Source organism: Gordonia sp. NPDC057258, assembly GCF_042668985.1.
Taxonomy (GTDB): Bacteria; Actinomycetota; Actinomycetes; order Mycobacteriales; family Mycobacteriaceae; genus Gordonia; species Gordonia hongkongensis.
Genome location: NZ_JBHUXZ010000025.1, coordinates 48,307 through 73,699, shown reverse-complemented (window position 1 = coordinate 73,699; position 25,393 = coordinate 48,307). Strand labels below are relative to the sequence as shown.

The following is a 25,393-nucleotide window of genomic DNA, read 5'->3' as shown; positions in this document are numbered from 1 at the left end:
GACATCCTCCTTTTGTGGTTGGGATAACCAAGCCCCTTATGACCACATCAGGAGGATGTCCCAGTTACCAGCCCTTCCAGCTATTACTAGGAGCGAGCTTGCGAGCCAACCCTGCTCCCTGAGGAGCGAGCTTGCGAGCCAACCCCCCCCCCGCTCCCTGAGGAGCGAGCTTGCGAGCCAACCCCCCGCTCCCTGAGGAGCGAGCTTGCGAGCGTCACGAAGGGTCTCGGCGAGACGCGGGGCAGACCCTTCGTGACGCGCCCTCCGCAAGCTCCGGGCGCTCCTCAGGGAGCGGCGGTTGGTCGCGCCCTCCGCAAGCTCCGGGCGCTCCTCAGGGGTCGGTGGTTGGTGGCGCCCTCCGCAAGCTCCGGGCGCTCCTCAGGGGGCGGAGAGTGGGGTAGCTTGACCACTCATGACACGGAAGATGCGGTTCCGGGCGGCGGTGGTCACCGGGGTTCTGGCGTTGGCGGCGACGCTCGCGTACCCCGCAGCGGCACAACCCGATTCGCCGAGCACCGGACTCGGACCGAGCGACACCTCGCTCATGCACGGCGACCTCGCCTCCACGGACTCCACGGCGCATCGAGGCCCCGGCCGCGGGGCTCGACTGGCCGGCTCCTCGATCCCGGGCGGCGCCTGCGCGGCAACGTTCGTGGGACGCGACGGGATGCCCGTCGCGTTGTGCACGCAATTCGTCGGATCGTCGCCACCGGCATTCGCGGCGCCGTCGGTCGTCCTCTTCGATCCCCGGACCGCGCAACCACTGGCGTCGACGCAGCTGACGAAGGGCGGACTGCTCGGCGGCGTGTACGGCTATCTCGACGACCGCGACCGGGTGGTCGTCGCCGACGGGTCCGGGTCGATTCTCCGTGTCGCGCATGCGAAGACGGCCAGCGGCTGGCGGGTGTTCGTCGACGATCGCGTCGACGTCGACCACGCGATACCGGCGGGTGACGCCATCACCGGCCTGGCGCCCGACTTCGACGGCCGCGTGTGGTTCGCGACGACGCGCGGGGTGGTCGGGACAGTCGACCGGCATGACACCGTGCGGGCCACCCGGCTGTCGGCGGGAGAGGAACTGGGCAACGGCTTGTCGATCCGGCGAACGGGGGCGTCGATCCTGACGACGCACGCGCTGTACGAGATGCGCGCCGAACCGGGGCGCGCACCGCGAGTCGTCTGGCGTCGCGCGTATGACCGGGGGCCGGCACGCAAACCCGGCCAGCTCACCTGGGGCTCGGGGACGACGCCGACGTACTTCGGTCCCGGTGGCGATGGTTGGGTCGCAATCGTCGACAACGCGGAACCGCCGGATCTCCGAGTGCTGCGCAGCGATGACGGCTCCGAGGTCTGCCGCATGCGGGCCTTTTCGACGTCCGGGCCGGGCACCGAGAACTCGCCGATGGCCTGGGGCAACTCGCTGGTCATCCCGAGCACCTACGGCTACCAGTACCCGCCGATGGCGGTGCAGGGGCCGTCGGACCCGGCCGATGCACCGTTCGTCGGCGGCGCCACCCGCATCGATGTCGGGGAAGGCGGCTGTCGTCGCGTGTGGGAGAACGGCGACCGGATCGCGACACTCCCCAAGTTGTCCCGCGCGGACGGTCTGATCCACGCGATCGGGTATGGCCCGATCCGGCCGAACCTCCCACAGCAGTTCGGCGAAGTCGACTATGTGGCAACCGACTTCGCGACCGGCAGGCGGGTCGCGACGGTGCCGGTCGGGACGGCGCCGTTCGACGAACCACTCGAGCTGACCGGGACGATCACGGCCGACGGATCGCTGTGGCAGGCAGCGCTCGGTCGCATGCTCAAGGTGACGCCGGGCCGCTAGGCCGTCGATCGGCGACACCCCTGTGGCCCTCTGCGAGGCGTCACACACTCGGAAGCGACACCAGTCACCCGACTCAAGTTACTGTGCGGTAGGTTACACAGCCATGAACTGGAAGTCGGGGAGAACCATGACCCATCGCAGGACATCGAGACGGACGCTCGGGATCGCCGCGCTGGTGGCAGCGTGCGTCGCGTCGCTGGCCCCAACAGCGGTCGGTACTGCAGCGGCGGCGGATTTCTACACCCCGCCGGCCCGGTTCGCGTCCGAGCCGGGATCGGTGATCCGCAGTCAGCCGAGTCCGCTGCTGCTCCAGATCCCCGGCATGGCGGGTCAGTGGCCGGGGACCGCCCGCAAGGTCATGTACACCTCGCGTTACCAGGACGGGAAACCCGCCGCGGTCACCGGAACCGTCATCGAACCCACCGCGCCATGGCGCGGCCCGGGTCCGCGCCCGACCGTCGTCGTCGGCTCCGGGACCATCGGTCAGGGCGACCAGTGTGCGCCATCGAAGCTGATGACCGTGCCCCTCGCGGTGGACATCACGAAGCCGGGCATCTCGGTCAACTACACCGCGCCGGAGATGTACTACATGCTCGTCAACGGCGTGCGGGTGTTCATCACCGATTACATCGGGATGGGCACGCCCGGTGTCCACACCTACGTCAACCGCGCGGAGACCGGTCAGGCGATGCTCGACGGCGCCCGGGCCGCACTCGCGATCTCGGGCGCCCCGAAGGACGCCCCCGTAGGTTTCGCCGGTTACTCGCAGGGCGGTGGCGCAGCCGCGTCGGCCGCCGAACTCGCCGAGACCTACGCACCGGAACTCGACGTGCGCGCGACCTACGCCGGCGCGCCCCCGGCCGACCTCGAGAAGGTCATCCCCGCGATCGACGGCACCACCATCGCGGGGGCGATCGGCTTTGCCGTCAACGGGTTGACCGAGCGGTATCCGAACGTCGCCGACGTGGTGCGACGAGAGACCAACCCCACCGGCAAGGCCGCGCTGAAGCAGATCTCGACCAGCTGCATCGGGGACATCATCCCGGCCTTCGGTTTCCGCCGCGTCGAGACCTGGACCCGAACCGGCGAGACGCTGTCGTCCCTCATCGCACGATCCCCCGGACTGCAAGAGGTTGTCCGCCAGCAGCGGATCGGTCGCCTGAAGCCGAACGCGCCCGTCTTCGTCGAAGGCGGACTGCACGACGACGTGATCCCGTATGGCCAGGTCGCGCAGCTCGCGGCGGACTGGCGCGCCCAGGGCGCCGACGTCACCTTCGTCACCGACCCCACCCCGCCCATCTTGACGAAGTCGATCGTGAACCATGTCGTCCCCATGCTCGGCACATTCGTCCCCGGGATGGAGTTCGTCCTCGCCGAGTTCCGGAAGTGAGCCGCTCGCGGCCGAACCTCCTCGATGCTGGAGGCCCGCCGGGGTGAGTGGCAGGATCGGGGCATGACGGATCCGAAGGACCCGGCCGGGGGCGCGTCCGGCGATTCTGCCGCGGATGACCCCGATCGCGTCCCGAGCCAGGCCGAGCTGGACGCCGAGGATCTGGCGGCCATCGAGCGGTCCTCGCGCGATCGGGACCAGTCGGCGCTCTATCCGACGCGGCCGGGCGAGCCGGGACCGCCGCCGGAGGCGCTGGCGGTGCACGCACGAATCGTGTGGTGGGGCGCGGCCGTGATCGGTCTCGTGCTGACGATCTACGGCTTCTTCAACCTCGGCACCATCACCGACGATCTGCGCAGCCGACTGCTCGAAGGCGTGGTCTCGGACCCGGCGAACTCCGCACCCGAGAGTGAGGTCGAGACCCTCGCCGGCTTCTTCCCGCCGTTCATGCTGGTGATGATCGTCGTCGTGTTGGCGATCGAGTATGCGTGCCTGGTGACCGCCGCGTCGCAGCACAGCCGCCATCTCCGCAACTTCTTCCTGGCCGCCGTCGTCGTGCATCTGCTGTGCATCCCCGTCGGAGTCGACCTGCTGTTCCGATACCCGGACGTGTCGTCCGTCATGGTCGTCCTGAGCTACCTCCAGTTCGGTCTCCTGGTGGTCGCCGCCCTCTGCACCCTCCGGCGACCGGTCAACCAGTGGCTGCCGGAGTCGACCCGGATGAAGCCCACGCGGATGATGCGCGGACGGTGAACCGGACTCCGACGCCGGTGTCGTGACCATCACGTCGCCGTCGCCGGTGTCGTCGGAATGTTCCGCGAGCGGGGTGGGTTGAACCGACCGTTGGCCCGAACCCGCACTGAGCATCCAGGAGGATTTCGAATGGCAATCGAACCGGTGTACACCATCTCGTCGAAGGCGTCCGGCGGCGGACGCGACGGCGAAGTCGTTTCGGCGAGTGGCCAGATCGATCTGGACCTGCGGCCGCCGAAGGAGCTGGGTGGCAGCGGTGAGGGGACCAATCCCGAGGAATTGTTCTCGGCGGGTTACGCCGCCTGCTTCCTGAGCGCGCTGCGCGCCACCGCCAAGCAGGCCGATACCCCGGTGCCCGACGGGGCGACCGTGGACGTGGCCGTTGGGATCGGAAAAGACCCGGCGGACAACGGGTTCGGTCTCACCGTCGCCATCGAGGTCTCGCTGCCCGGCCTAGACGAGGCCAAGGCCAAGGAACTCGCCGACCTCGCCTACACATTCTGTCCGTACTCGAAGGCGACCAAGGGCAACATCGACTCGTCGGTCACCGTACGCGTCTGATCGTTGAGCCGTGCGGGGTGTCGGTGTCGGCGCCCTTCGTGGCTCGTCGCTATCGCTCCTCGCACCTCAGGGAGCAGAGGTAATCCATAGGACAAGAAGGGAGTTCTTGATCATGACCAACCCGATCACCAGCACGCTCACCGACGAGCAGCAGTCCGTCGCCGGAAAGGCGTTGCAGGACACCCTCGTCGACCTCATCGACCTGACGCTCATCGCGAAGCAGGCGCACTGGAACGTCGTCGGCAAGCAGTTCCGGTCGGTGCATCTCGACCTCGATGAACTGGTCACGGTGTCCAGGGAGTTCACCGACGCGGCCGCCGAGCGGGCCACCGCGATCGGCGTGAGCCCGGACGGCCGTGCCGAGACCGTCGCAAAGACCGCCCACACCAAGGGATTCGGTGAGGGCTGGACCAAGGACAGCGACGTCGTCGAGTCGATCGTCGACAATCTCAAGGCAGTGGTCGCGGGTCTCCGCGAGCGAATCGGGGTCACCGAGGAGGCCGATCCGGTCACTCAGGACCTGCTGATCTCGTTCGCGTCGAAACTCGAGCAGCTGCACTGGATGTGGCAGGCGCAGATCGCGTGAGCGAGTACGCCTGACCCTCTCACAGCAACGAACCCCCGTCGACTCGCGACGGGGGTTCGTTGTGTCCGGGGGCCTGATCAGTCGACGGACCGAGCAGATTCGGGGGTGCCGGGATCGGAGGTGCCGGGATCGGGGGCGTCGACGGCGGGATCGGCGTCATCGTCGGCATAGGAGTCGCTGAAGGAGACCCGAGGAGTGGTCGCCGAGTGGTAGAGCGCGATGCCGACGTACACCAGGGTGGCCACCGCGAACACCGCGGACACGAGGATCGCCGCGATGTGTGCGACGGTCGCGAACACCCCGTCGAGCGGTCCGGTCGCGAGCGCTCCCGCACCGGCCAGCGCCGCGCCGAGCAGAGCCCACGCGGCACTCCGTATCCACGGGGCCACCACCGAGACGTAGAAGAGCCGTTGATAGATGGTCAGCGAGAACTCGTCGACCGCGGCCAGCCGGACCTCGTCGCCGCCGGCGAGGTCACGCAGTTCGCGCGCCAGCTGGGTCTGACGCTGCAGACTCGTCGATTCCCGCTCGCGGTACCGCACGAACCCGATGACGCCGAGCGCCGTCGCCACGAGCCCCAACCCGACCATCACACCCCAGTAATCCACGACGTTCACGCTACAACTAGAACCTGTTGCAGTCGTGAAGCGGGTCACACGCCCTGGGCGGCGGTCGGCAGATCCCGGTGGACGCGACCCGGACGCGACCGAGGGAACGTGGCGCAGATTGATCACCGATCCATCGGCGGAACTGCCGACGGGCTGGAAGAATTCTCCCTCGGAGGACTTCGTTTTCGGCGGCGTTCACCCGCGGGTTCCGACCGGGCCCGGACACACGGACCTCTGCCTGTGGCGGGGCCGCATCGACGTGAAGGAGCACTCCGTGTCGACACTTCTGTCCACTCCGCCCACCGCTGTCGAACTCGCCGCGTGCCCGACGCCGACGGAGCGGGCCGACCCGCTGCGCATCCTGGAAGCGCAGGCGCAGACCCGGGTCGCCGATCTCATCCCGGTCCGGCACGCGCGGATGTCGGCGACGCCGTTCACCTTCTATCGTGGTGCGGCCGCGGTGATGTCCGACGACCTGTCGAGAACGCCGGACACCGGGATCATCACCCAGCTGTGCGGCGACGCGCACCTGAGCAATCTGGGCCTCTTCTTCAGCCCGGAGCGTCGAATGGTGTTCGACCTGAACGACTTCGACGAGACGCACATCGGACCGTTCGAGTGGGACGTCAAGCGTCTCGCCGCGAGCTTCGCGATCGCGGGGCGTAACAACGGATTCGACGACGCGACCAACCGCAAGGTCGCCAAGACCGTTGCCAAGGCGTACCGGCGGGCGGTCGTGCGCAGTGCGTCGAAGACGACTCTGGAGAACTGGTACGCCGGGATCGACGTCGACCATTTCCTGGCGGAGTTCGGACCCAAGCTGGACACGTCGATGAGCGAGCGGACGCAGAAAGCACTGAAGAAGGCGCGGCACCGCGACAGTGCGCAGGCCCTCGCGAAGCTCTGTGTGATCGGCGCCGACGGCTCCGCGCACATCCGCAGCGACCCGCCGCTGCTGGTGCCGCTGCACGAGCGGTTCCCGGCCGAGACCGCCGAGATCGTGGCCGAACGGGTCCGCGAGCGGGTCAGCGCCTACCGCGACACCGTGCCCTTGCACGTGCAGGCGCTCCTCGACCAGTTCGCGATCGTCGACATCGCGTTCAAGGTGGTCGGCGTCGGCAGTGTCGGCACGCGGGCGTGGATCATCCTGCTCACCGGAAAGGAGCTGGGTGATCCGTTGTTCTTGCAGGTCAAAGAAGCGCAGCGATCGGTGCTCGCCGACCATGTGCCGGCATCGGGCTTCGACAACCAAGGGCAGCGGGTGGTCGAGGGTCAACGCCTGCTCCAGGCGACGAGCGACCTCTTCCTCGGCTGGTCGACCGGGATCGACGAGAACGGTGAGCGACGCGACTTCTATGTGCGGCAGCTCCGCGACGGAAAGGGCTCGGTCGTCGTCGAGGCCCTGAGCGCGGAGGGGATGAAGTTGTACGCACAACTGTGCGGGCTGGTTCTCGGTCAGGCACATGCCCGGACCGCGAGCCGGTTCCGGATCGCCGAGTACCTCGGGACCACCAAGGGTTTCAGTGACGCAATCGCCGAGTTCTCGCTCGCGTACGCGGATCTCAACGACTCCGACCACACCCGGATGATGGAGGCCATCGGTCGAGGCGAGCTCGAGGTGTACGACCTGGCGGCCGAGGGTAAGAGTTGAGTCCGGCAGGGAAGGTCGCCGGTGGAACCGACTGCGCGCGAGGATGAGACGTCGTTGCGGGAGCAGGTCGCCGCGCTGATGCCGCAGGCGAGATCGGATCTCGCGGAAATGGTCCGGTTCCGGTCGGTGCACGCCCCACAGCAGTTCCCCGTCGAGGAGTGTGACGGGATGGTCGACTGGCTGCTGGCGGCCTTCGGTGCCGTCGGCGTCGACGACGCCGCCGCACATGTCACCAGCGACGGCAGCAAGGCGATCACCGGGTCCATTCCCGGCCCGGAGGGGGCTCCGACCGTCCTGCTCTACTTCCACCACGACGTGCAACCGCCGCTCGGTGACGACGAATGGGACTCTCCCGTCTGGGAACTGACCGAGCGGGACGGGCGGTGGTACGGCCGCGGAGCTGCCGACTGCAAGGGCAACATCGCCGTGCACCTCACCGCGCTGCGCGCGCTCGCCGGCCGGGCCGGGGTGACGGTGAAGATCATCGGCGAGGGGTCCGAGGAGCAGGGGACGGGAGGCCTCGAGGACTTCGCGGTCCGCAATCCGGACTTGCTTGCCGCCGACGCGATCCTGATCGCGGACTCCGGCAACTTCGCGGTCGGGAAACCGAGTCTGACGACGACGCTGCGCGGCATCGCGAACGTCGTCGTCTCCGTGGAGACGCTGGGGTCGGCGATGCACTCCGGAATGTTCGGCGGGGCCGCCCCAGATGCACTCGCGGCGCTCATCTCGATGCTCGCGACCCTGCGTGACGAGCACGGCAACACCACCGTCGCCGGACTCGATGCCGACGCCCGGTGGCCGGGTGTGTCCTACCCTCCCGACCGATTCCGCAGCGATGCAACGGTTCTCGACGGGGTCGACCTGGTCGGATCGGGATCGGTGTCCGACATGGTGTGGGCGCGCCCGGCCGCGACGGTGCTCGGCATCGACTGCCCGCCGGTGGTCGGATCGTCGGCGGCGGTGCAGCCGCGTGCGCGGGCGCGCATCAACCTCCGCGTGCCACCGGGGATGGACCCGATGGTTGCGCAGGACGCGCTCGTCGAGCACCTCCGTCGCGTCGCACCCTGGAACTCACGGGTGTCCTTCGAGCGCGAGGCGGTGGGCGCGCCCTTCGTCGGATCCACCAGCGGTCCGGCGTACGACACGCTCACCGGCGCCCTGTCGACCGCCTACGACAGCGAGGTGCTGATCCAGGGGCAGGGTGGCTCGATCCCGTTGTGCAACGTTCTCCAGTCGCTGTTCCCCGACGCCGAGATCATGCTGTTCGGCGTCGAGGAACCGCGGTGCCTGATCCACGCACCCAACGAGAGCGTCGACCCGTCCGAGATCGAGCGGATCGCCCTGGCCGAGGCGCTCTTCCTGCGCGACTTCAGGTACCGCTGAAGCGGTGTAGCAGAGCTGTTTTGAGTTCCGGGCGGCTCGCGGCCACCAGGACGAACGCGGCTTCGCGGAACAACCGTTCGGTATCACTTCCGCGCACGACGCCGCGGCCGCCGTCCGCGGACACCAACGCGGCCGCGGCATCGAGCGCCAGAGCCGCGGCGTCGGCCCGGGCCGCCAGTAGTGCGGTGGCATCAGCCATCCCGGCGTCGAGCGCGGTTCGGACGACGTCGGCGCGCTCGCGCAGCGCCCGCCCCTCCCGGTGGTGGCCGCCGACATCGAGCAGTGCCGCACAGCGCCGCACCAGACCAAAGGGCAGGGTGCCGTTCAATCGGACGCCGACGTTCTGGGTCGCGAAGAACTCCGCGAGGCCCACGCGCGTGACCTCGCGATCGAACGGGACCATCAGACCGTCGACCCGGAGGGACACCGTGGTCGTCGCGGCGGCGGCGGACAGATCCACGGGTGTTGCCCGGACCGCTGCGGACGACCTGCCGCCGACCAGATCGGGCATGCGCAGGATCGCGGAGATGACGTCATCGGTCGCGGCGTCGCGCGCCGAGATCTGGAGCAGGTCGACGACACCCCAGCCGCTGACGAACGGCGCGTGCCCGTTCAGGAGCCAGCCGTCGTCGGTGCGCGTCGCGACCATCCGTGGTGGCGTGGGGACGACTCCGGCGTAGGCGACGCCCGCGCGTAGACGTCCGCTCACGGTCGCGTCGAGGAGTTCGCCACGTAGCTCGTCGTTGGTGCTCCGGGCGAGGGACAGGACGACGCCGTGGTGCTGGATCCAGGTGAAAGCGGTGGCGAGGCAACCACTGGTGAGCACTTCGAGGATCTCGGTGACCTCACCGAATTCGAGTCCCGGCCCGCCGGCCTCGACCGGCGCCGCGATGCCGTACAGGCCGGCGTCGGCCAGCGCTCGCCAGTGGGATTCGGGGACCGCTCCGGTGCGGTCCACCTCGCCGGCCGCCGGGAACAGGACCTCGTCGGCCACCCTGAGCGCTGCTGTTCGCAACTCGGCTCGTCGCTCGCCTCCGGCGTCCTGGGTGGTCACGACTCTCACAGTACGACGAGTGTCCGGGCCGGCAGGGAAGTTGGACGACTGACCGACTCCGCCGTCATGGCCGCTCACGGAAGTTCGCGTCGCGCAGCACAATCGCGGGACCGGGATCCTTGAAAGTGGGACCAAAGGCCCAAGACCGCAGGTGTGACCGTCGATAAACTCGTGTATCGGGTGGGAGCATTCTCTCGCGTGGAAGGAACCCAGGTGACCGCAGTCCTCAATGGTCGTGACGTTCAGTCGATACGTGTTGTGCCGGAATCGGTTTCGAGTGTAGTACGGTCGGACGTCCGGACGAGTGAGCGGTACCTGCGTGCCGCGGTCGCCGACCTCATCGAACAGAATTTTCGTGATCCCGACTTCAGTGTGGAGGTCGTCGCCCGGCACCTGCACGTGAGCCGCCGGCACCTGTACCGGGTGCTCGCCGGTGGCACCACGTCGCTCGCCGAGATGATCGCCGATCGACGCCTGGAGTGGGCGGAGGGGCTGCTCATGGGTCCGGGCAACCTGAAACTCGAGGCCGTCGCCCACGCGTCGGGATTCGCCTCGACGGCGACGATGCGCAACCGCTTCCGGTCGAAGTTCGGCTGCACCCCCGACGAGTTCCGCCGGATGGCGCCAGCGTCGGGACCGGACGCCGAGGCCGGCTGAAACAACTCCGGCGCAGACCTTTTCATGTCTGCGCCGGAGTCGCGTCATCGTATGGCGTTGACCGTCACACCGTGCAGAGCGGTGAATAGTCGCTGCGACCACCGGTGGTCGGCGAGACGAGGAACGCGCACGGGTTGTACCCGACCTTCTCGATCTCCTTGGTCAGGCGACGCAACTCCGAGTTGGGGACCACCTTGTCGCGCGACAGCAGGAATCCCGATCCGCGCGAGGGGTCCCCGACGACCGCGTACCGGTACGGCCCGGCGGGATCCGGCCCGTCTTCGAGGTAGGCGACGATGTAGTTCGGTGCGCCGCCCGGGTTGATGCTGCCCGGTGTCTGTGGGAACCGGACGCTCAGTTGGGCATTGGTCTGCGGGTCGACGACCGTCGCACGGCCGACGACGCCACCACGCATGCCGGTGGGCCCGGTGCAGCGGTTGTCGACGCCGATCGTCTTGGCGTCGATATAGGTGTAGGTCGCGCTGGTGTCCCGGGCGCAGGTGACCCCGAAGAAAGACGGCACGGTGGCGAGCTGCCACCACTTGCCGAGGTAGCGATCCACCTCGACCTTCGCCACGGGGGCCAGCGGTGCGGCTTGCGCCGGACCCGTCCCGGCGGCGAAGCCGACGCTGAGGAGGACGCCGGCGACAAGGGCTGCGAGGGACCGGGTGATGCGCATGGTGTTCCTTTCGGGCGGTTCGTCGTCGCGCCGCCCAGGTGGAGCAGCGTCACCAGACGATTCGGACCGCATGCGCGTCGTGGATTGGTTACCCCCGCAGCCCTCGTCTCAGCGAAGTGTCGTCACTGCGTCAGAGCGGTCGGTCACAGGTTGTATTCGTTGTTGGGGTTCCAGGTGGAGACAGCCCAGATCACGATCAGGTCCAGCACGATGATCAGGATGGCCCACGCCGGGTAGTAAGGAAGCCACAGGAACTGGGCGATGATCGACAGCGAGGCGATGATGATCGCAGAGATCCGCGCCCAGTCGGCGCCCACCGCGAGACCGCCGGCGACGAGGACCCCGACGATGCCGAGGATCAGGTGGATCCAGCCCCAGGTGGTGAGGTCGAACTCGAAGATGTAGTTCTGGCCGGCGACGAACAAATCGTCGTTCGCGATGGCCGAGATGCCCTGGAAGATCGAGACCAAGCCGGCCACGAAGAGCAGCGCGGCGGCCACGATCGCGATACCGAAGGCGAAACCCTGCTTGGCAGACGAGTTGGCCTGCTGATCGGGGGAAGCGCTCATGGTTGGCGTGTCCTTTCAGTGGTTGTACGCCGATTCCTTGGTCCCGACCGACGGCGCGGCAGCACTGGTACGGATGGACCACATCAAGGATGGGATGTGCGACGCTACTTCGCACGGGTTTCAGCCACACCGGGCACATCTTTGACCAGGCGATTTAGTAGTCGGCCGGGGCGGGGTATAAGCTATCGCAGGCTACACACGGGGTGTGGCGCAGCTTGGTAGCGCGCTTCGTTCGGGACGAAGAGGTCGTGGGTTCGAATCCCGCCACCCCGACGCAAGGTTGAGATTGCAGAAGAGACCCTGACCTGGAGAAATCCGGTCGGGGTCTCCTCGTCTCTGCGGGGTCACTCCGGTTCCTCGGCCGACGACGACCGGCCACCGATGTGGGCCAGGATGATCGGATCGTCGGTGACGACGCGGTCCACCTCCTCGCCACCGTCGCAGCGCAGCAGACCCAGGGTGATTCCATCCGGTCCGTGATGGACCACCCGCCACGACGCCCCCGAATCCTCCCAGCGCAGCAGGTCGTCGAGTGTCATCGGGACGGGCCGGTCACCGACGGGCTCAGCTGCCGCGCGAGGTCGAGGAGATCCGTCGCGTGGAAGTCGTTGTCCGGCGAGCCGGAATCATCCTTCTCGTCCCCGCCCCACTCGTCCGGCCGCTCGACGAAGGCCGTCCGCAGGCCGAAGGAGCGCGCGGCGTCGAGATCGCTCTGGTGGGTGGCCACCATCATCACCTCGGCGGGCTCCACCTCGAGCAGATCCGCCAGCCCGCAGTAGGTCTCGCGCGCAGGTTTGTAGTGCCGCCAGAGGTCGGACCCGCCGATCACGTCCCAGGGGAACGCGTTGTACCGGGCCATGTCGGTGAGCAGTGCGACAGTGCCGTTGCTCAGTGCGCAGACGATGTGATCGCGTTTGAGGAGTTGCAGACCCTCGACCGCGTCCGGCCAGGCCGGAATCGTCCGCCACGCACGGACGAGGGTGCGGGCCTGATCGTCGTCGAGTGTCAGTGCAAACAGCGAGGCGACGTCGTGCAGCGTCTCGGTCTGCAGGTCGTCGAGGCGACGCCACGGCAGTTCGCCGGATTCCACGCGAGCCAGGATCGGCGAGTACCGGCGTCGCCACTCCTTCGCGAACGCCGCTGCGTCGACCTCCGGTGCGATCGCGCCGACGGCGCCGGAGATCCCGGTGAACCAGTCGGTGACCGTCCCGAAGGTGTCGAACGCCAGGACCTTCACGCGGGGATGAAGGTCAACGCTCACATGGTCTCCCGGGCCAGCTGCGGGAGCGACTGGTCGGCGTCGTAGTCGGCATCACCGTGCGACACAGGTGTGAGGGTGAGCAGGCTGGCCTCGGGGCGGCAGCAGAAGCGTGCCGGGGCGTACGGGGACGTGCCCAGACCCGCACTCACGTGGAGCTTCATCGACGACCCCCAGCTCGACGGACCCTTGACCCGGGAGCGATCCAACTGGCAGTTCGTCACCAACGCGCCGAAGAACGGCAGGCAGAGCTGGCCGCCGTGCGTGTGTCCGGCCATCACGAGGTCGTAGCCGTCCGCGGCGAACCGGTCGAGGACCCGCGGTTCGGGGGAGTGGGTGAGTCCGAGCCGCAAGTGTGCCAGCGGGTTCGGGCGGCCCGCGATCGTCTCGTAGCGGTCTCGCTCGATGTGGGGATCGTCGACGCCGGCCGCGACGACCCGCACGCCGCTGACCTCCAGCTCGCGGACCGTGTGCGTCGCGTCGAGCCATCCACGCTCGGTGAACGCCGCACGCAGATCCTGCCACGGCAGGGGCTCGCCGTGCGTGCGCTGATGGTCCTTCTTGAAGTACTTGAACGGATTCTTCGGCTTGGGGCCGAAATAGTCGTTGGACCCGAAGACGAACAGGCCGGGCCGCGACAACAACCCACCGAGCGACTGGATGACCGACGGCACGGCCTGCGGGTGCGCGAGGTTGTCCCCGGTGTTGACGACAAGGTCGGGTTCGAGCGCCTCGAGCTCGGCGATCCACGCCTGCTTGAGGCGTTGGTTGGGCATCATGTGCAGGTCGCTGATGTGCAGGACACGTAACGGCGAGGCGCCCGGTTCGAGAACGGACAGCGTCGTGTGTCGCAACGCAAAGGCGTTGCGCTCGATCACCGTCGAGTAGAGCAGTCCGGCGGCGGCGAGTCCCGCCGCGCCGGCCAGAGCGCGCGCGGGTACCCCGGAACCGGACGGACCGAGGCGAGAGATGCCGAGGCGTGCGATGTCGAGTTCGGAGTGCTGCATCACCCCAGAATACGCATCCCCCACGACGATCCCGCCCCGGTTTCGTGAGCAGCGCGGGCGGGGCGTCGATTGTCTGATCGCGGGTCAGCCGGGTAGCTGGATCACCACCGGGCCGACACCGGGTACCACGACGGTGGTCTCGGTGGGGCCGCCCTCGTCCCCGCCGGCGCGGCGGCCGTTGCTGACGTAGATCGTCACGGTGCTGCCGGGCATGGCCGAGTCGGACGGTGCGGTGAAGACCACGGTGCCCTGCGGGCGTCCGCTGTCCACGTCGAGCTCGCTGACCTTGAACCCGGCACCCTGCAGGCGCGATGTGGCCTCGCTGGCGGGCAGGCCGCTGACCTGCGGGATACGGCCCCGGTCGCTGCCGTTCCAGTACTCGCGGTCGATCGGGGGCAGGCTGACGGGGCCGAACTTCGTCGCCACCGGTTTGACGGCCTGGAACCAGGTGCGCGCCGGTTCCATGCCGCCGTAGAGGTCGCCGTCGTAGCAGGAGCGCAGCGGACTGCTGCAGACGCCCTGCGGGTTCGGGCCGTCGCTGTAGACGTACGCGGCGCCGGCGATCTGGTTGGTGAACCCGACGAATGCCGAGGAGCGGTGCGCTTCCGTCGTGCCGGTCTTACCCGACATCGGCAGCGTCCAGCCCGCGGAGCCCGCGGCACCGGCCGCGGTGCCGGCGCCCACGTCGTCCTTGCTCATGGCGTTGGCCAGCGAGTGCGCCAGGCCTTCGTCCACGACCTGCTCGCACGGCGGTGGCGTGAACGGCACCGCGGTCAGGGCGCGCCGGCCGTCCGGTCCCATGACCGGGTTGCCGTACTGGTCCCGCTTGATCTGGCTGATCGACTTGATCGGGTTGGGCGGGCACCAGGTGCCACCCGACGCGATGGTGGCGGCGACGTTGGCGAGCTCGAGGCCGTTGAGCGGCAGCGGGCCGAGGGTGAAGGAGCCGAAGTTCCCGTCCTTGACGTACTGGGCCATGCTCTTCTCGCCGTAACCCGACGACCCGGGGATGGTGTACGAACGCAGGCCCAGGCGGACCGCCATGTCGACCGCCGGTTTGACGCCGACCTGCTGCAGCAGCTTCACGAACGCGGTGTTCGGCGACTGTGCCAGGGCGTTCGTCACCGACATCGACGCCGGGTAGCGGCCGTCGTTCTTGACGCAGTACGCATTGGCGGGACACCCGTTGGCCCCGCCGCTGTTGCCCATGCCCTCGACGGCGATGGACCCGGGGACGGGGATGGTGGAACCGGCGCCGAGACCCTTCTCCATCGCGGCGGCGACGGTGAAGATCTTGAACACCGAGCCGGCACCGTCGCCGACCATCGAGAAGGGTTGCGGCTGCATCGTCTCGCCGCGGTTGAGATCGAGACCGTAGTCGCGGCTCGACGCCATCGAGAGCACGTCGTGCGATTTCTTGCCCGGACGCAGGGTGCTCATCACGTCGGCGACGCCGTCGGCGGTCGGGCTGGCCTGACTCTTCACCGCCCGCACCGTGGACCGCTGGACCTCGGGGTCGAGCGTGGTCTGGATGATGTAGCCGCCGCGCAGGACCGAGTTGCGGGACATGCCGTTCTCGGCCAGGAACTGAAGGGCGTAGTCGCAGAAGAAGCCGTTGTTGTCGGCCGCGATGCAGCCCTGGGTCGGGGTCCGCGGACTCGGGAGCACGCCCAGGGGTGCCTCCTTGGCCGCGACGAGCTCGGCGCGTCGTTCCGGGAAGTTGTCGATCATCGTGTCCAGCACGATGTTCCGGCGCGCGAGGGAGGCTTCGGGGTTCGAGTACGGATTCAGCGCGGAGCTGGACTGCACCATGCCGGCCAGCAACGCGGCCTGCTCGACCCGCAGGTCCTTGGCGGGGATGCCGAAGTAGGTCTGCGCGGCGGCCTCGATGCCGTAGGCGTTGTTGCCGAACGGGACGACGTTCAGGTACCGCGTGACGATCTGCTTCTTCGCCTCCTGCTTGGCGGCGGCGTCGTCGAGTCCCTTGTCGCGTTTGGCCTGGTCGATCAGGGTCTGCTCGAGGGTGAGCGCCATGCGCACCTCGCGGAGCTTGCGCGCGGGCGTGGTCTCGATCGCGGCCTGGCGGTCCGCCTCGGTCCGTGCGAGCACCAGGAGCTGATAGTTCTTGATGTACTGCTGGTCGAGCGTCGACGCACCCTGCTGGACCTCGCCCGACGACGAGTTCTTCAGCGCGGCACGGATGGTGCCCTTCCAGTCGACGCCGTCGTGTTCCAGGAACCGGCGGTCCTCGACGGAGATGATCGCCCGGATCATGTCGGGCGAGATGTCGTTGTAGCCGACCTGATACCGGTACTGGTCGAACAGCACCGCGATCGGCTTCCCGTCGACGTCGGTCATCGTGGTGACCTCCGGCAACGTGCCGTTGAGCAGTTCGGAGGACACGTTCTCGACAGCGGCCGCCGCCCGGTTGGAGACGACGCCGATTCCGCTGGCCACGGGGTAGAGCAGGCCGGCGACGAGAACTCCGGCCAGCAGGATCGCCCACGCCAGCGACCACAGTTTCTTCGACATCACCCCGACAGGATACGTGCGTTGGTTCCGAACATCGTCCTGCCTCGCCCGCGGCATCGGCGCAGCGTGGTCCCGAGCCGACGGTCGGGGTGCCCGCGGGTCGCCGGGCGGAGGTGCCGGAGGCCGCCGTCCGCGGGCCGTCCGTTCGGGTGAGTTTGCACGGTTGTCCCACTTTGTTCGCTCCAGGGGTTGCGCCCCCAAGCACAGATCCCTAGATTGAGTGCAGAATGTGACTCACTTAACAGTTCGCTGCAAATGTGGCTTGAGCAGCGAGGTCGAGACGTTCTCGCAGCTACGCAGATACGACAGGTAGGGGTGGCGGATGGCGACAGCGGCAGTTTCCAACGAAGAGGATCGCTTGGCGTGGGTTGCTCAGGCGCGTTGTCGAGGGGGAGACCCCGATGATCTGTTCGTGCGGGGCGCGGCTCAGCGCAAGGCCGCCACGATCTGCCGCCACTGCCCGGTGCAGCTCGAATGCGGTGCCGATGCACTCGACAACCGCGTCGAGTTCGGCGTCTGGGGCGGACTGACCGAACGTCAGCGTCGCGCACTCCTCCGCCAGCATCCCGAGGTCACGTCCTGGTCGGCGTTCTTCGCCGCGCAGCGCCGGCGTCATCGCGACGCCGTCTGACCTCTTCTCCGCCGAGCCGTGTCGAGTGGTTTCGACACGGCTCGTCGCACGCTCCTCGCCTGCTCAACCAGCAGGGTGCGGTCTCGGCGCACGCCTCGCCTGCTCAACCAGCGGGGGGAACGGCTCGTCGCACGCTCCTCGCCTGCTCAACCAGCGGGTGACTGCTGGTCGCGCTCGGTGATCAGCCGCGGCCGGTGATCTGCTCGGCCACCGCGCGCAGGGCGGTCACATCGGCCACCTCGAACGGCAGCGCCGGGACCCCGACGATCGGCACCCGCGGGTGCGACGCCGTGAACCGTTGCAGCAGATGGAGTTCGCGCTTCCCGGTGGCGGCCCGATCCGCGTGAATCCGGAGTACACCGCGAGCTAGTTCGTCGTTGACCGATTCGAGGGCGACCAGCGCTGCCTCCTCGTGGATCGACGTCAGGTTCGGGTGGGTCCGGTTGAGGATCAGTCCGGCAAGCGGCATCGACTCCTCGGACAGGCGGTCGACGAAGAACGCGGCCTCCCGCAGGGCATCGGCTTCGGCCGCAGCCACCACCGCGAACTGGGTGCCCGGCTGTTTCAGCAGGGCATAGGTCTTCGCGGCGCGGTCCTGGAAGCCGCCGAACATCGAGTCCAGTGACTGCACGAAGGTCGCCACGTCGCGGAGCATCTCGCCGCCGATGATCGTCGAGACACCCCGCATGGCCAGGCTCATCGCGCCGGTCACCATCCGGCCGACGCCGCGACCGCCGCCGACCAGCACCTTCATCAGACGCCCGGACAGGAACGACCCCAACCGCTGCGGGGCGTCGAGGAAGTCCAGTGCGTTGCGCGACGGCGGGGTGTCGACGACGATCAGGTCCCAGTGGTCCTGCTCGAGAAGCTTGCCGAGCTTCTCCATCGCCATGTACTCCTGCGTCCCGGAGAACGACGAGGCGACCGTCTGATAGAAGGCGTTCTGCATGATCGCCTCGGCGCGTTCGGGAGTGGAGTACTCGAGCACCATCTCGTCGAACGTGCGCCGCATGTCGAGCATCATCGCGTCGAGCGTGCCCTTGCCGTCGATCGCGACCGGCTGCGGGTCGTTGGTGAGTTCGGACATCCCGAGCGACTGCGCCAGGCGCCGGGCCGGGTCGATCGTCAGCACGGCCACGGTCCGGCCCTGTTCGGCGGCGTACATCGCCATCGCGGCAGCCGTCGTCGTCTTGCCGACTCCGCCTGCGCCGCAACAGATCACGACGCGGGTCGCGGGGTCGGTGAGCACCGCGCCCATCTTGAGGTCGAGTGGCATCACGCACCCGCTTTCTGGAGGAGGTTGGCCAGCTCATAGATCGACCCCAGGTCGACGCCGTCACCGAGGGACGGCAGTTCGAGTGTCGGCATCTCCACCTCGTCGAGCTGCGCCTTTGCGATCTGCTGCGCCTGCAGGCGGGTCGCGTGCTCGATCGTCTCGGTGAGCAGGCCGGCCAGGTCCCCGTCGGCGAGCTTGAGTCCGGCGGCGGTGAGGCCGTCCTCGACACGCCCTGCGTCGACCCGACCTTCGGCGATCTCGTCGATCACCTCGGCCGGCAGGTGGGGTTCGCTGACGCGGTTGATGACGAGACTGCCGAGGTTGAGGTTCTTGCCCCGCAGTTCGTCGATCGCCTCGATCGTCTCCTGGATCGGCATCGCCTCGAGGAGCGTCACCAGGTGGATGATCGTCTCCTCCGAGTGGAGCAGGCGGACGACACCTTCGCTCTGGTTGCGGATCGGGCCGGTCTTGGCGAGGTCGGCCATGGCCTGGGTGACGTCGAGGAAATTGCCGATCCGGCCGGTCGGCGGCGCGTCGACGACCACCGCGTCGTACACGCGGTTGCCCTGCTTGTCGGTGTGGATGATGCGCTCTTTGATCTTGCCGGTGAGCAGGACGTCGCGGAGTCCGGGAGCGACGGTCGTCACGAAGTCGATCGCGCCGATCCGCTTCATCGCGCGGCCGGCGAAGCCGAGGTTGTAGAACATGTCGAGGTACTCGAGAAGGGCGTGCTCGATGTCGATGGCCAGCGCGGACACCTCGCCGCCGCCCTCGGCGGTCGCGATGCGGGTGTCGGTGGGTGGCAGCGGCGGGATGTCGAAGACCTGCGCGATGCCCTGGCGACCCTCGGTCTCGACGAGGAGGACCTTCTTGCCGTCGGCGGCGAGCGCGAGTGCGAGCGCCGCGGCGATCGTGGTCTTGCCGGTGCCGCCCTTGCCCGTCACGAAGTGCAGGCGAGCGCGCGCGGCGGCCGCCGGCCACTCGTTCTCGCGCGCGACGGAGGAGTTGTCTGTCACGCCGGAATCGAGCGCCTCACCCGACCCGGATCGTGAGCCCTGTTCGTTGGCCACCGCAACACCTTATCCATTGACCGTCGCCAGATAGGGTGAGTCCATGAGTGAAGTCACCGCGTGGGAATACGTGACCGTGCCGCTGCTGACGCACGCCACGAAGCAGATCCTCGATCAGTGGGGCGCAGACGGTTGGGAACTGGTGTCGGTTCTGCCGGGTCCCACCGGCGAGCAACACGTCGCCTACCTGAAGCGACCGAAGGGCTGACATGGCGACCACGTGGACCGATCGTCTGGCCGAATTGGGCGTCGAACTCCCGTCCGTGGTGCCGCCGGTGGCGAGCTACACCCCGGCCGTGCGCACCGGCAACCTCGTCTACACCTCGGGGCAGCTGCCCATCGTCGACGGTGAACTGTCGGCGCGGGGCAAGGTCCACGAGGGCGCCGAAGGCGTCGTTCGGCCGGACGAGGCGACGGCAGCAGCCCGGGTCTGCGCGCTGAACGCGCTCGCCGCGATCCACGCACTCGTCGGGATCGACTCGGTCGTCCGGGTGGTCAAGGTCGTCGGGTTCGTCGCGTCCGCACCGGGCTTCACCGGTCAGCCGGCCGTGATCAACGGGGCTTCGGACGTCCTCGGTGAGATCTTCGGCGACGCCGGTGTGCACGCCCGGTCCGCGGTCGGCGTCGCCGAACTCCCGCTCGGTGCGCCGGTCGAGGTGGAACTGATCGTCGAAGTGGCCTGACGTCTCCATTGGACGTCGCGCTGCTGGTCGTGGCAGCCGCCGCGGCCGGGTGGGTCGACGCCGTGGTCGGCGGCGGTGGCCTCGTCCTGATCCCGGCGATGCTGATCGCCCAGCCGGGGTTGCCGATCGCGACGGCCCTGGGGACCAACAAGCTGGCGGCGGTCTTCGGGACCGCGTCCGCAGCGTGGCGTTACGTGCGGCACGTCCGGATCGATCTTCGTCGCCTGATCCCGGTGTTCGTTGCGGCGCTCGCCTTCTCGGCCCTCGGCGCGACGGTGGCCGTCGTCCTGCCCACCGAGATCTTCACGCCGATCGCGCTGGTCATGCTGGTCGGCGTCGGACTGTTCGTCGCGCTCAATCCCGGCTTCGGGACTGACGCGTCGACGGGACCGCGCTCGCGCGTCTCGACGATCGCGGGTCTGGTGCTGGCCGGTGTCGTCGTGGCCTTCTACGACGGGGTGATGGGTCCTGGGACCGGTACCTTTCTGATCATCAGCCTGACCGCGCTGGTCGGGACGAGTTTCCTGGAGAGCTCGGCGATGGCGAAGGTCATCAACACCGGTACCAACCTCGGCGCCCTCACGGTCTTCGGCCTGCAGGGAAATGTGCTGTGGCTCTTGGGTCTCGGCCTGGCCATCGCCAACATTGTCGGCGCCCAGATCGGCTCGCACATGGCGATCGGCCGCGGCAGTTCGTTCGTGCGGTGGGTCCTGCTGGCCGTCGTCGTCGTGATGGTGGGGAAGCTCGGGTACGACCTGATCGTCGGCTGAGGTGGCCGGACTCGGCGGACAGCGCTGTGGAACGGCATCGGCCGAACTATGCTCTCCTCGTCGACCCCGCAGCGGACGGGTCGCGACCCGATCGTCGTAGAGGCGGTGCATCATCAGCGATTCGACGGCTTCCGAGGCCGCGACGCCGCTGTCGGGAAAGCAGCGGGTCCTCGCGCTGCTCCTCGCGATGGCGATGTTCGTTCTCGTCGTGGACACCTCGTTCATGAATGTGTCGATCTCGGCGGTGGTCCGTGATCTGGACACGACCGTTAGCGGTGTGCAGTCGGCGATTGCCCTCGAGGCGTTGGTGTCCGCCGCGTTCATCCTGATCGGGGGCAAAGTCGGGGATCTGATTGGTCGCCGGCGGGCCTACGTGATCGGTTTGCTCGCCTATGCCGTGGGCGCGTCGGCCATGGCGCTCGCACAAGGTCTCACGACGATCATCGTCTTCTGGGCGATCGTCGGCGGGATAGGGGCTTCCCTGCTCCTGCCCGCGATGCAGTCGCTGGTACACGGCAACTTTCACGGCGGCGACCAGAAGCGGGTCTACGCCCTCGTGGGCGCCGCCGCCGCGATCGCGGCCGCTGTCGGCCCGCTCCTGGGCGGTTTCATCACCACATACCTGTCCTGGCGGATCGCCTTCGTCGGTGAGGTCGTCATCATCGCGATCGTGTTGTGCGGCATCGGTTTGGTCCGCGACGTCGAGTACACGGGTCCACGGGGAGTCGACCCCATCGGTGCGCTGCTCTCGGTGCTGGGAATGGGTGGGGTCGTGCTGGGGATCCTCGTCTGGCAGGAGGGCGGTGAGGCCGTCGGCATCCTGCTGGTCCTGGGTGCCGCGGGTCTGGGCGGGCTGACCTGGTGGCTGACCCGCCGGCGGCGCGCCGGGCGGCCCACGCTATTGGACCCGGACCTGTTTCGCTCCAAGCCGTTCCGCCTGGGCGTCAGCCAGCAGTTGCTGCAGCAGATCGCTCTCGGCGGCATCATGATCTCGCTGCCGATCTATCTGCAGATGGTCCTCGAGTACGACGCCATGGAGGCCGGGTTGTCCCTGGCGCCCCTGTCGCTCAGCATGTTCGCGGTCGCGCTGGTCGCCGGTCGGCGGACACACACCCGGCCCCCGTCGACGGTGGTGCTCATCGGTTTCGGCTTGCTCACGCTCGGGGTCGCGGTTCTGCTCCCGATAGTGCCTCGGGCGGACTTCGGCTGGGGTCTCGTCGTGCCACTCGTCGTGGCGGGTGCCGGCCTGGGGCTGCTCGTCTCGCAGCTGAACGACTACACGCTCGGGCCGATGAGCGACGAGCGTGTGAGCGAGGCGGCCGGAACCAACTCTGCGGCCGGATCATTCGGTCTGTCTTTCGGACTCGCGAGTGCCGGTGCGATCCTGTTGGCCTCGCTCGCCTTCGGATTCGCGCGCGAGGCAGAGTCCAGCGAGGTCCTGGCGCCCGCGGAACAGCAGCGGGTGGCGCAGGTGCTCGACGACGACGCACAGGTCATGAGCAATACACAACTGACCGAGTTGCTGGCCGGGCAGCCCACGGACGTAAGCGACGAGATCATCCGGATCAACACCGAAGTCCGGCCGGTCGCGCTACAGGTGGCGTTGCTGGTCCCACTCGCTGCGGGTGTTCTCGGCACGATCAATTCGCTGCGGATGCGGAGCAGACCCGGTCGTCCGCGATCATGAGTGCGAACGTCGCTCTGCAACGGCGGACCATCGTCCTGCTGTGCACGGCCCAGATCCTGGCCGGCCTGTCGATGGGCGGAGCCCTGGCGCTCGGGGCGATCCTCGGTGAGGAACTGTCGGGAACGGCGTCCCTGGCCGGCATACCGACGACCGTGGTCACGCTGGGGGCCGCGGCCGCCGGTCTCCCGTTGGCGTCACTGGCCGCCGGACGCGGGCGGCGTCCCGCGTTGACCACGGGCCTGGTGATCGCCGGGGCCGGTTCGCTGGTCGTGGCCGCCGCCGTCGATCGCGGCTGGTTCGCGTTGATGCTCGTCGGGATGGCCGGGGTGGGGTCGGGCACCGCGGTGAGCCTGCAGGCACGTTTCGCGGCAACGGATCTGTCGTCGGCCGGCACTCGTGGCCGCGACCTCTCGCTCGTGGTGTGGACGACGATGGTCGGCGCGGTGATCGGGCCGGCGGTGGTCCCGATCGGCGCCACCGTCGCCGGGTGGTTCGCGATGGCCGATCTGTCGGGACCGTTCCTCGTGGGTGCGGTCGGGTGCCTCGGGGCGGCGGCCGTGCTGTTCGTCGGCCTCCGCCCCGACCCGCTGGTCGTGGCGACCGGCGACACGGACGGGGGTCGTGTCAAAGCGTCGCTGGCCGAGGGGCTCTCGGCGATCACGCACTCGCCGCCGGCGCGGGCCGCGATGGCCGCGGTGGTGTTGGCGCACGCGGTCATGGTCGGGGTGATGGCGCTGACGCCGGTCCGCATGCATCACGGGGGCGCCTCGGTGACGCTGGTCGGCCTGTCGATCAGCGCGCACATCGCCGGGATGTACGCGCTCGCACCGGTGATGGGCCTGCTCGCCGACCGGACCGGCCGGATCCCGGTGATCCTCGGCGGTCAGGCGACACTCGTCGTCAGCTGCGTCGTCGGATTCGTCTTCGCGGAATCTCAGACGGGTCTCGTCGTCGCGCTGGTCCTGCTCGGCGTGGGATGGTCGGCGTCGACCGTGGCGGCCTCCACGCTCCTCACCGACAGTGTCGACACCGCGCGACGCGCACCGGCGCAGGGGGTTTCGGACACCGCGATGAGTCTGGCCGGCGCGGCGGCGGGCGCGCTCTCCGGACTCGTCGTCGGGGTCTTCGGCTACGGGGTGCTGGTGCTCGCCGCCGCCGTGATCGCGGTGCTGACGGCGGCCTACGTGGTGCTCGACGGTGTCCGCGACCGACGACGGACCGCCGTGGCCTAGGGTTCGACACACGGATCGGGGACCCCAGGGAGGGCGTCGGATGGCAGCATCGCAACTCGTCGGGCGTACCGGGACGGTGACGATGTCGATACCGGGCGGCGAACTCCTCGGGGAGATCGAACTGCCGTTGGCCGGCGGAACCGAGCGGTTCCTCGCACGCGCCGCCGCGCCGATCGGGCTCGACGCGCCCGTACTGGTCATCGCCGAACGTTCCGGCCGAGTCGTCGACGTCGAGCCATGGGTACCGGTGCCGGGCACGGCGAACCGAACCATGTGAACAACCGATCGTCGAAACGTCCCGGATGCGGCAGGATCTGACGTCGACCCATACCGCCTGCCGCTCGAGGAGAGACCATGCTCGGCTACTACGTTCCCGAACCCGACGAGGCGATGCTGATCTCCGGCGCCAAGTCCGACTTCGACGATGCGCCGTTCGTGGTCGTCGTCGGGCACGGGAAGTGGGTCATGCCCTTCTTCCGGAAGGTCCGTTTCCTGTCGATGGCGTTGCACGAGGCGACGATCCGCGAGGTCTGTGTGACGACCCAGGGCATCCAACTCAACGTGCGGGCGGTCATCGCCCACAAGGTCGGCAATGACGTGGCGTCGATCGTCAACGCCGGACAGCGCTTCATCTCTGAGCAGGAGAACGAGATGAATCAACTGACCGGACAGATCTTCTCGGGTCACCTGCGTTCCATCGTGGGCTCGATGACCGTCGAGCAGATCATCCGCGAGCGCGACACCCTGGCCCGTCAGGTGCTCGACGCGTCCAAGCGTGAGATGGGATCGATCGGTCTCGTCGTCGACTCGTTCCAGATCCAGTCGATCGACGACATGGATTCCGGTTACATCAACGCGCTGGCTGCCCCGAACATCGCCAAGGTGCAGCGCGAGGCGGCGGTCGAACGTGCTCGCGCCGACCAGGAGTCGGCGAAGGCGCAGCAGGAGTCGCTGCGGAACCAGGCCGACTACGAGCGGGAGACCGCGATCAAGCGGGCTGCGATCAAGGCCGAGACCGACAAGGCCAATGCCGAAGCCGCCCAGGCCGGTCCGCTCGCGCAGGCGCGGGTCAACCAGGAGGTCATCCGCGAACAGTCCGTGCTCGCGCAGGCGCAGGCCGAACTCCGTGAACAGGAACTGATCTCCGAAGTGGTGAAACCGGCCGAGGCCGAGGCGCTACGACGACAGATCATCGCCGAGGCGGAGGCCAAGGCGGTCGAGATCCAGTCGGCGGCCGCCGCACAGCACAACCGCATCGCCCTCGATCAGCAGCTCATCGAGGCCCTGCCCACGCTTGTCGGCGAGGTCGCCAAGGGCCTCAGCACCGCGAACCTCACCGTGTACAACGGGGCCGAGGGCGTCAACGAGATCATGACCGGTGTGATCACCCAGGGCGCCGCGCTGCTGCGCAGCCTGCAGGATCAGGTGGCGCCCACGGTGGTGGACGGGTCGGCCGGCGAGCAGTCCGTGAACGGTGCGACGGTCGGCGGGGTCTGACCCGGGGATCGACTCGGCATGG

The 25,393-nt window shown here is 68.4% G+C and carries 26 protein-coding genes and 1 tRNA gene; 17 read left to right on the top strand and 10 right to left on the bottom strand.

Translation table 11 applies throughout. The features are described 5' to 3' along the window. The first annotated feature begins 424 nt into the window (after nt 1–424). From ACFUEJ_RS17110 to ACFUEJ_RS17090, 5 genes are all read left to right on the top strand, one after another. Nucleotides 425–1,834, top strand: coding sequence for a hypothetical protein (locus tag ACFUEJ_RS17110; protein ID WP_388030779.1), 1,410 nt, complete (start codon nt 425–427; stop codon nt 1,832–1,834). Between the two features lie 127 nt (nt 1,835–1,961). Then, on the top strand, nt 1,962–3,224 hold the full coding sequence (locus tag ACFUEJ_RS17105) for a lipase family protein (protein ID WP_388030767.1): 1,263 nt from the start codon (nt 1,962–1,964) through the stop codon (nt 3,222–3,224). A gap of 63 nt (nt 3,225–3,287) precedes the next feature. Beyond that, complete coding sequence (locus ACFUEJ_RS17100) at nt 3,288–3,977, top strand: hypothetical protein (protein ID WP_078111973.1); 690 nt, start codon at nt 3,288–3,290, stop codon at nt 3,975–3,977. Nucleotides 3,978–4,106: 129 nt separating this feature from the next. Continuing rightward, nucleotides 4,107–4,538 (top strand): organic hydroperoxide resistance protein, encoded by a 432-nt coding sequence (locus ACFUEJ_RS17095; RefSeq protein ID WP_065630665.1) that lies wholly within the window; start codon nt 4,107–4,109, stop codon nt 4,536–4,538. A 112-nt stretch (nt 4,539–4,650) separates the two neighbouring features. Next, nucleotides 4,651–5,124, top strand: a complete 474-nt coding sequence (locus tag ACFUEJ_RS17090) for a Dps family protein (RefSeq protein ID WP_065630666.1) — start codon at nt 4,651–4,653, stop codon at nt 5,122–5,124. A gap of 77 nt (nt 5,125–5,201) precedes the next feature. Here the strand turns inward: ACFUEJ_RS17090 and ACFUEJ_RS17085 are convergent, their stop codons facing one another. After that, nucleotides 5,202–5,741, bottom strand: coding sequence for a hypothetical protein (locus tag ACFUEJ_RS17085; protein WP_388030763.1), 540 nt, complete (start codon nt 5,739–5,741; stop codon nt 5,202–5,204). 265 nt (nt 5,742–6,006) lie between these two features. On the opposite strand from ACFUEJ_RS17085, the gene ACFUEJ_RS17080 reads away from it, so the two are divergent. Further along, complete coding sequence (locus tag ACFUEJ_RS17080) at nt 6,007–7,383, top strand: DUF2252 domain-containing protein (RefSeq protein WP_388030760.1); 1,377 nt, start codon at nt 6,007–6,009, stop codon at nt 7,381–7,383. 21 nt (nt 7,384–7,404) lie between these two features. Then, a complete protein-coding gene (locus ACFUEJ_RS17075; RefSeq protein ID WP_388030757.1) occupies nt 7,405–8,769 on the top strand; it encodes a dipeptidase in 1,365 nt (454 codons plus the stop codon). Here the strand turns inward: ACFUEJ_RS17075 and ACFUEJ_RS17070 are convergent. Beyond that, entirely contained in the window at nt 8,756–9,823 is a 1,068-nt protein-coding gene (locus ACFUEJ_RS17070) for an acyl-CoA dehydrogenase family protein (protein ID WP_311277521.1), read from the bottom strand. The two genes, ACFUEJ_RS17075 and ACFUEJ_RS17070, sit on opposite strands and share 14 nt — an antisense overlap. 213 nt (nt 9,824–10,036) lie before the next feature. Between ACFUEJ_RS17070 and ACFUEJ_RS17065 the strand changes: the two genes are divergently transcribed. Next, entirely contained in the window at nt 10,037–10,480 is a 444-nt protein-coding gene (locus ACFUEJ_RS17065; RefSeq protein WP_058251150.1) for a helix-turn-helix transcriptional regulator, read from the top strand. 64 nt (nt 10,481–10,544) lie between these two features. Here the strand turns inward: ACFUEJ_RS17065 and ACFUEJ_RS17060 are convergent, their stop codons facing one another. After that, nucleotides 10,545–11,159 (bottom strand): lipocalin family protein, encoded by a 615-nt coding sequence (locus ACFUEJ_RS17060; protein ID WP_058251075.1) that lies wholly within the window; start codon nt 11,157–11,159, stop codon nt 10,545–10,547. 143 nt (nt 11,160–11,302) lie between these two features. Continuing rightward, entirely contained in the window at nt 11,303–11,728 is a 426-nt protein-coding gene (locus ACFUEJ_RS17055; protein WP_058251076.1) for a hypothetical protein, read from the bottom strand. Nucleotides 11,729–11,927: 199 nt separating this feature from the next. Here ACFUEJ_RS17055 and ACFUEJ_RS17050 point away from each other — a divergent pair. Beyond that, nucleotides 11,928–12,001, top strand: a tRNA-Pro gene (locus ACFUEJ_RS17050). Between the two features lie 71 nt (nt 12,002–12,072). Here the strand turns inward: ACFUEJ_RS17050 and ACFUEJ_RS17045 are convergent. From ACFUEJ_RS17045 to ACFUEJ_RS17030, 4 genes are all read right to left on the bottom strand, one after another. Further along, on the bottom strand, nt 12,073–12,267 hold the full coding sequence (locus tag ACFUEJ_RS17045) for a hypothetical protein (RefSeq protein ID WP_058251077.1): 195 nt from the start codon (nt 12,265–12,267) through the stop codon (nt 12,073–12,075). Beyond that, complete coding sequence (locus tag ACFUEJ_RS17040) at nt 12,264–12,989, bottom strand: haloacid dehalogenase type II (protein WP_058251078.1); 726 nt, start codon at nt 12,987–12,989, stop codon at nt 12,264–12,266. The genes ACFUEJ_RS17045 and ACFUEJ_RS17040 overlap by 4 nt, the downstream gene beginning before the upstream one ends. Next, nucleotides 12,986–13,993: a metallophosphoesterase gene (locus ACFUEJ_RS17035; protein WP_058251079.1), complete on the bottom strand. Its 1,008-nt coding sequence runs from the start codon at nt 13,991–13,993 to the stop codon at nt 12,986–12,988. Before ACFUEJ_RS17035 ends, ACFUEJ_RS17040 begins: the two co-directional genes overlap by 4 nt. A gap of 84 nt (nt 13,994–14,077) precedes the next feature. Next, nucleotides 14,078–16,525 (bottom strand): penicillin-binding protein, encoded by a 2,448-nt coding sequence (locus tag ACFUEJ_RS17030; RefSeq protein WP_388030777.1) that lies wholly within the window; start codon nt 16,523–16,525, stop codon nt 14,078–14,080. A 322-nt stretch (nt 16,526–16,847) separates the two neighbouring features. On the opposite strand from ACFUEJ_RS17030, the gene ACFUEJ_RS17025 reads away from it, so the two are divergent. Then, on the top strand, nt 16,848–17,156 hold the full coding sequence (locus ACFUEJ_RS17025) for a WhiB family transcriptional regulator (RefSeq protein ID WP_004022078.1): 309 nt from the start codon (nt 16,848–16,850) through the stop codon (nt 17,154–17,156). Between the two features lie 181 nt (nt 17,157–17,337). Here ACFUEJ_RS17025 and ACFUEJ_RS17020 read toward each other — a convergent pair whose 3' ends face one another. Next, nucleotides 17,338–18,432, bottom strand: a complete 1,095-nt coding sequence (locus tag ACFUEJ_RS17020; RefSeq protein ID WP_058251081.1) for an ArsA family ATPase — start codon at nt 18,430–18,432, stop codon at nt 17,338–17,340. Further along, nucleotides 18,432–19,502, bottom strand: a complete 1,071-nt coding sequence (locus ACFUEJ_RS17015; protein WP_137808650.1) for an ArsA-related P-loop ATPase — start codon at nt 19,500–19,502, stop codon at nt 18,432–18,434. Before ACFUEJ_RS17015 ends, ACFUEJ_RS17020 begins: the two co-directional genes overlap by 1 nt. Before the next feature lie 43 nt (nt 19,503–19,545). Here ACFUEJ_RS17015 and ACFUEJ_RS17010 point away from each other — a divergent pair, with 43 nt between their 5' ends. The 7 genes from ACFUEJ_RS17010 to ACFUEJ_RS16980 all read left to right on the top strand — a co-directional run bounded on the left by ACFUEJ_RS17010 (nt 19,546) and on the right by ACFUEJ_RS16980 (nt 25,371). Continuing rightward, nucleotides 19,546–19,710: a DUF4177 domain-containing protein gene (locus tag ACFUEJ_RS17010; RefSeq protein ID WP_004022081.1), complete on the top strand. Its 165-nt coding sequence runs from the start codon at nt 19,546–19,548 to the stop codon at nt 19,708–19,710. A gap of 1 nt (nt 19,711) precedes the next feature. After that, the gene (locus ACFUEJ_RS17005) at nt 19,712–20,185 is read left to right on the top strand and encodes a RidA family protein (protein ID WP_388030749.1); all 474 of its coding nucleotides are present in this window, start codon (nt 19,712–19,714) and stop codon (nt 20,183–20,185) included. A gap of 8 nt (nt 20,186–20,193) precedes the next feature. Then, nucleotides 20,194–20,955: a TSUP family transporter gene (locus ACFUEJ_RS17000; protein WP_388030746.1), complete on the top strand. Its 762-nt coding sequence runs from the start codon at nt 20,194–20,196 to the stop codon at nt 20,953–20,955. Nucleotides 20,956–21,142: 187 nt separating this feature from the next. Then, nucleotides 21,143–22,642: an MFS transporter gene (locus tag ACFUEJ_RS16995; protein WP_388030743.1), complete on the top strand. Its 1,500-nt coding sequence runs from the start codon at nt 21,143–21,145 to the stop codon at nt 22,640–22,642. After that, a complete protein-coding gene (locus ACFUEJ_RS16990) occupies nt 22,639–23,874 on the top strand; it encodes an MFS transporter (protein ID WP_388030740.1) in 1,236 nt (411 codons plus the stop codon). Before ACFUEJ_RS16995 ends, ACFUEJ_RS16990 begins: the two co-directional genes overlap by 4 nt. A gap of 40 nt (nt 23,875–23,914) precedes the next feature. After that, nucleotides 23,915–24,151: a hypothetical protein gene (locus ACFUEJ_RS16985; RefSeq protein ID WP_058251086.1), complete on the top strand. Its 237-nt coding sequence runs from the start codon at nt 23,915–23,917 to the stop codon at nt 24,149–24,151. Between the two features lie 77 nt (nt 24,152–24,228). Then, nucleotides 24,229–25,371 (top strand): flotillin family protein, encoded by a 1,143-nt coding sequence (locus tag ACFUEJ_RS16980; RefSeq protein WP_058251087.1) that lies wholly within the window; start codon nt 24,229–24,231, stop codon nt 25,369–25,371. Nucleotides 25,372–25,393 lie beyond the last annotated feature (22 nt).

Bases quoted from the DNA above. Each gene is read 5' to 3' on its own strand.
- ACFUEJ_RS17110 (WP_388030779.1), top strand. From the start codon at position 425: ATGCGGTTCCGGGCGGCGGTGGTCACCGGGGTTCTGGCGTTGGCGGCG.
- ACFUEJ_RS17105 (WP_388030767.1), top strand. From the start codon at position 1,962: ATGACCCATCGCAGGACATCGAGACGGACGCTCGGGATCGCCGCGCTG.
- ACFUEJ_RS17100 (WP_078111973.1), top strand. From the start codon at position 3,288: ATGACGGATCCGAAGGACCCGGCCGGGGGCGCGTCCGGCGATTCTGCC.
- ACFUEJ_RS17095 (WP_065630665.1), top strand. From the start codon at position 4,107: ATGGCAATCGAACCGGTGTACACCATCTCGTCGAAGGCGTCCGGCGGC.
- ACFUEJ_RS17090 (WP_065630666.1), top strand. From the start codon at position 4,651: ATGACCAACCCGATCACCAGCACGCTCACCGACGAGCAGCAGTCCGTC.
- ACFUEJ_RS17060 (WP_058251075.1), bottom strand. From the start codon at position 11,159: ATGCGCATCACCCGGTCCCTCGCAGCCCTTGTCGCCGGCGTCCTCCTC.
- ACFUEJ_RS17055 (WP_058251076.1), bottom strand. From the start codon at position 11,728: ATGAGCGCTTCCCCCGATCAGCAGGCCAACTCGTCTGCCAAGCAGGGT.
- ACFUEJ_RS17045 (WP_058251077.1), bottom strand. From the start codon at position 12,267: ATGACACTCGACGACCTGCTGCGCTGGGAGGATTCGGGGGCGTCGTGG.
- ACFUEJ_RS17035 (WP_058251079.1), bottom strand. From the start codon at position 13,993: ATGCAGCACTCCGAACTCGACATCGCACGCCTCGGCATCTCTCGCCTC.
- ACFUEJ_RS17030 (WP_388030777.1), bottom strand. From the start codon at position 16,525: ATGTCGAAGAAACTGTGGTCGCTGGCGTGGGCGATCCTGCTGGCCGGA.
- ACFUEJ_RS17025 (WP_004022078.1), top strand. From the start codon at position 16,848: ATGGCGACAGCGGCAGTTTCCAACGAAGAGGATCGCTTGGCGTGGGTT.
- ACFUEJ_RS17020 (WP_058251081.1), bottom strand. From the start codon at position 18,432: ATGCCACTCGACCTCAAGATGGGCGCGGTGCTCACCGACCCCGCGACC.
- ACFUEJ_RS17010 (WP_004022081.1), top strand. From the start codon at position 19,546: ATGAGTGAAGTCACCGCGTGGGAATACGTGACCGTGCCGCTGCTGACG.
- ACFUEJ_RS17005 (WP_388030749.1), top strand. From the start codon at position 19,712: ATGGCGACCACGTGGACCGATCGTCTGGCCGAATTGGGCGTCGAACTC.
- ACFUEJ_RS16995 (WP_388030743.1), top strand. From the start codon at position 21,143: ATGGCGATGTTCGTTCTCGTCGTGGACACCTCGTTCATGAATGTGTCG.
- ACFUEJ_RS16990 (WP_388030740.1), top strand. From the start codon at position 22,639: ATGAGTGCGAACGTCGCTCTGCAACGGCGGACCATCGTCCTGCTGTGC.
- ACFUEJ_RS16985 (WP_058251086.1), top strand. From the start codon at position 23,915: ATGGCAGCATCGCAACTCGTCGGGCGTACCGGGACGGTGACGATGTCG.
- ACFUEJ_RS16980 (WP_058251087.1), top strand. From the start codon at position 24,229: ATGCTCGGCTACTACGTTCCCGAACCCGACGAGGCGATGCTGATCTCC.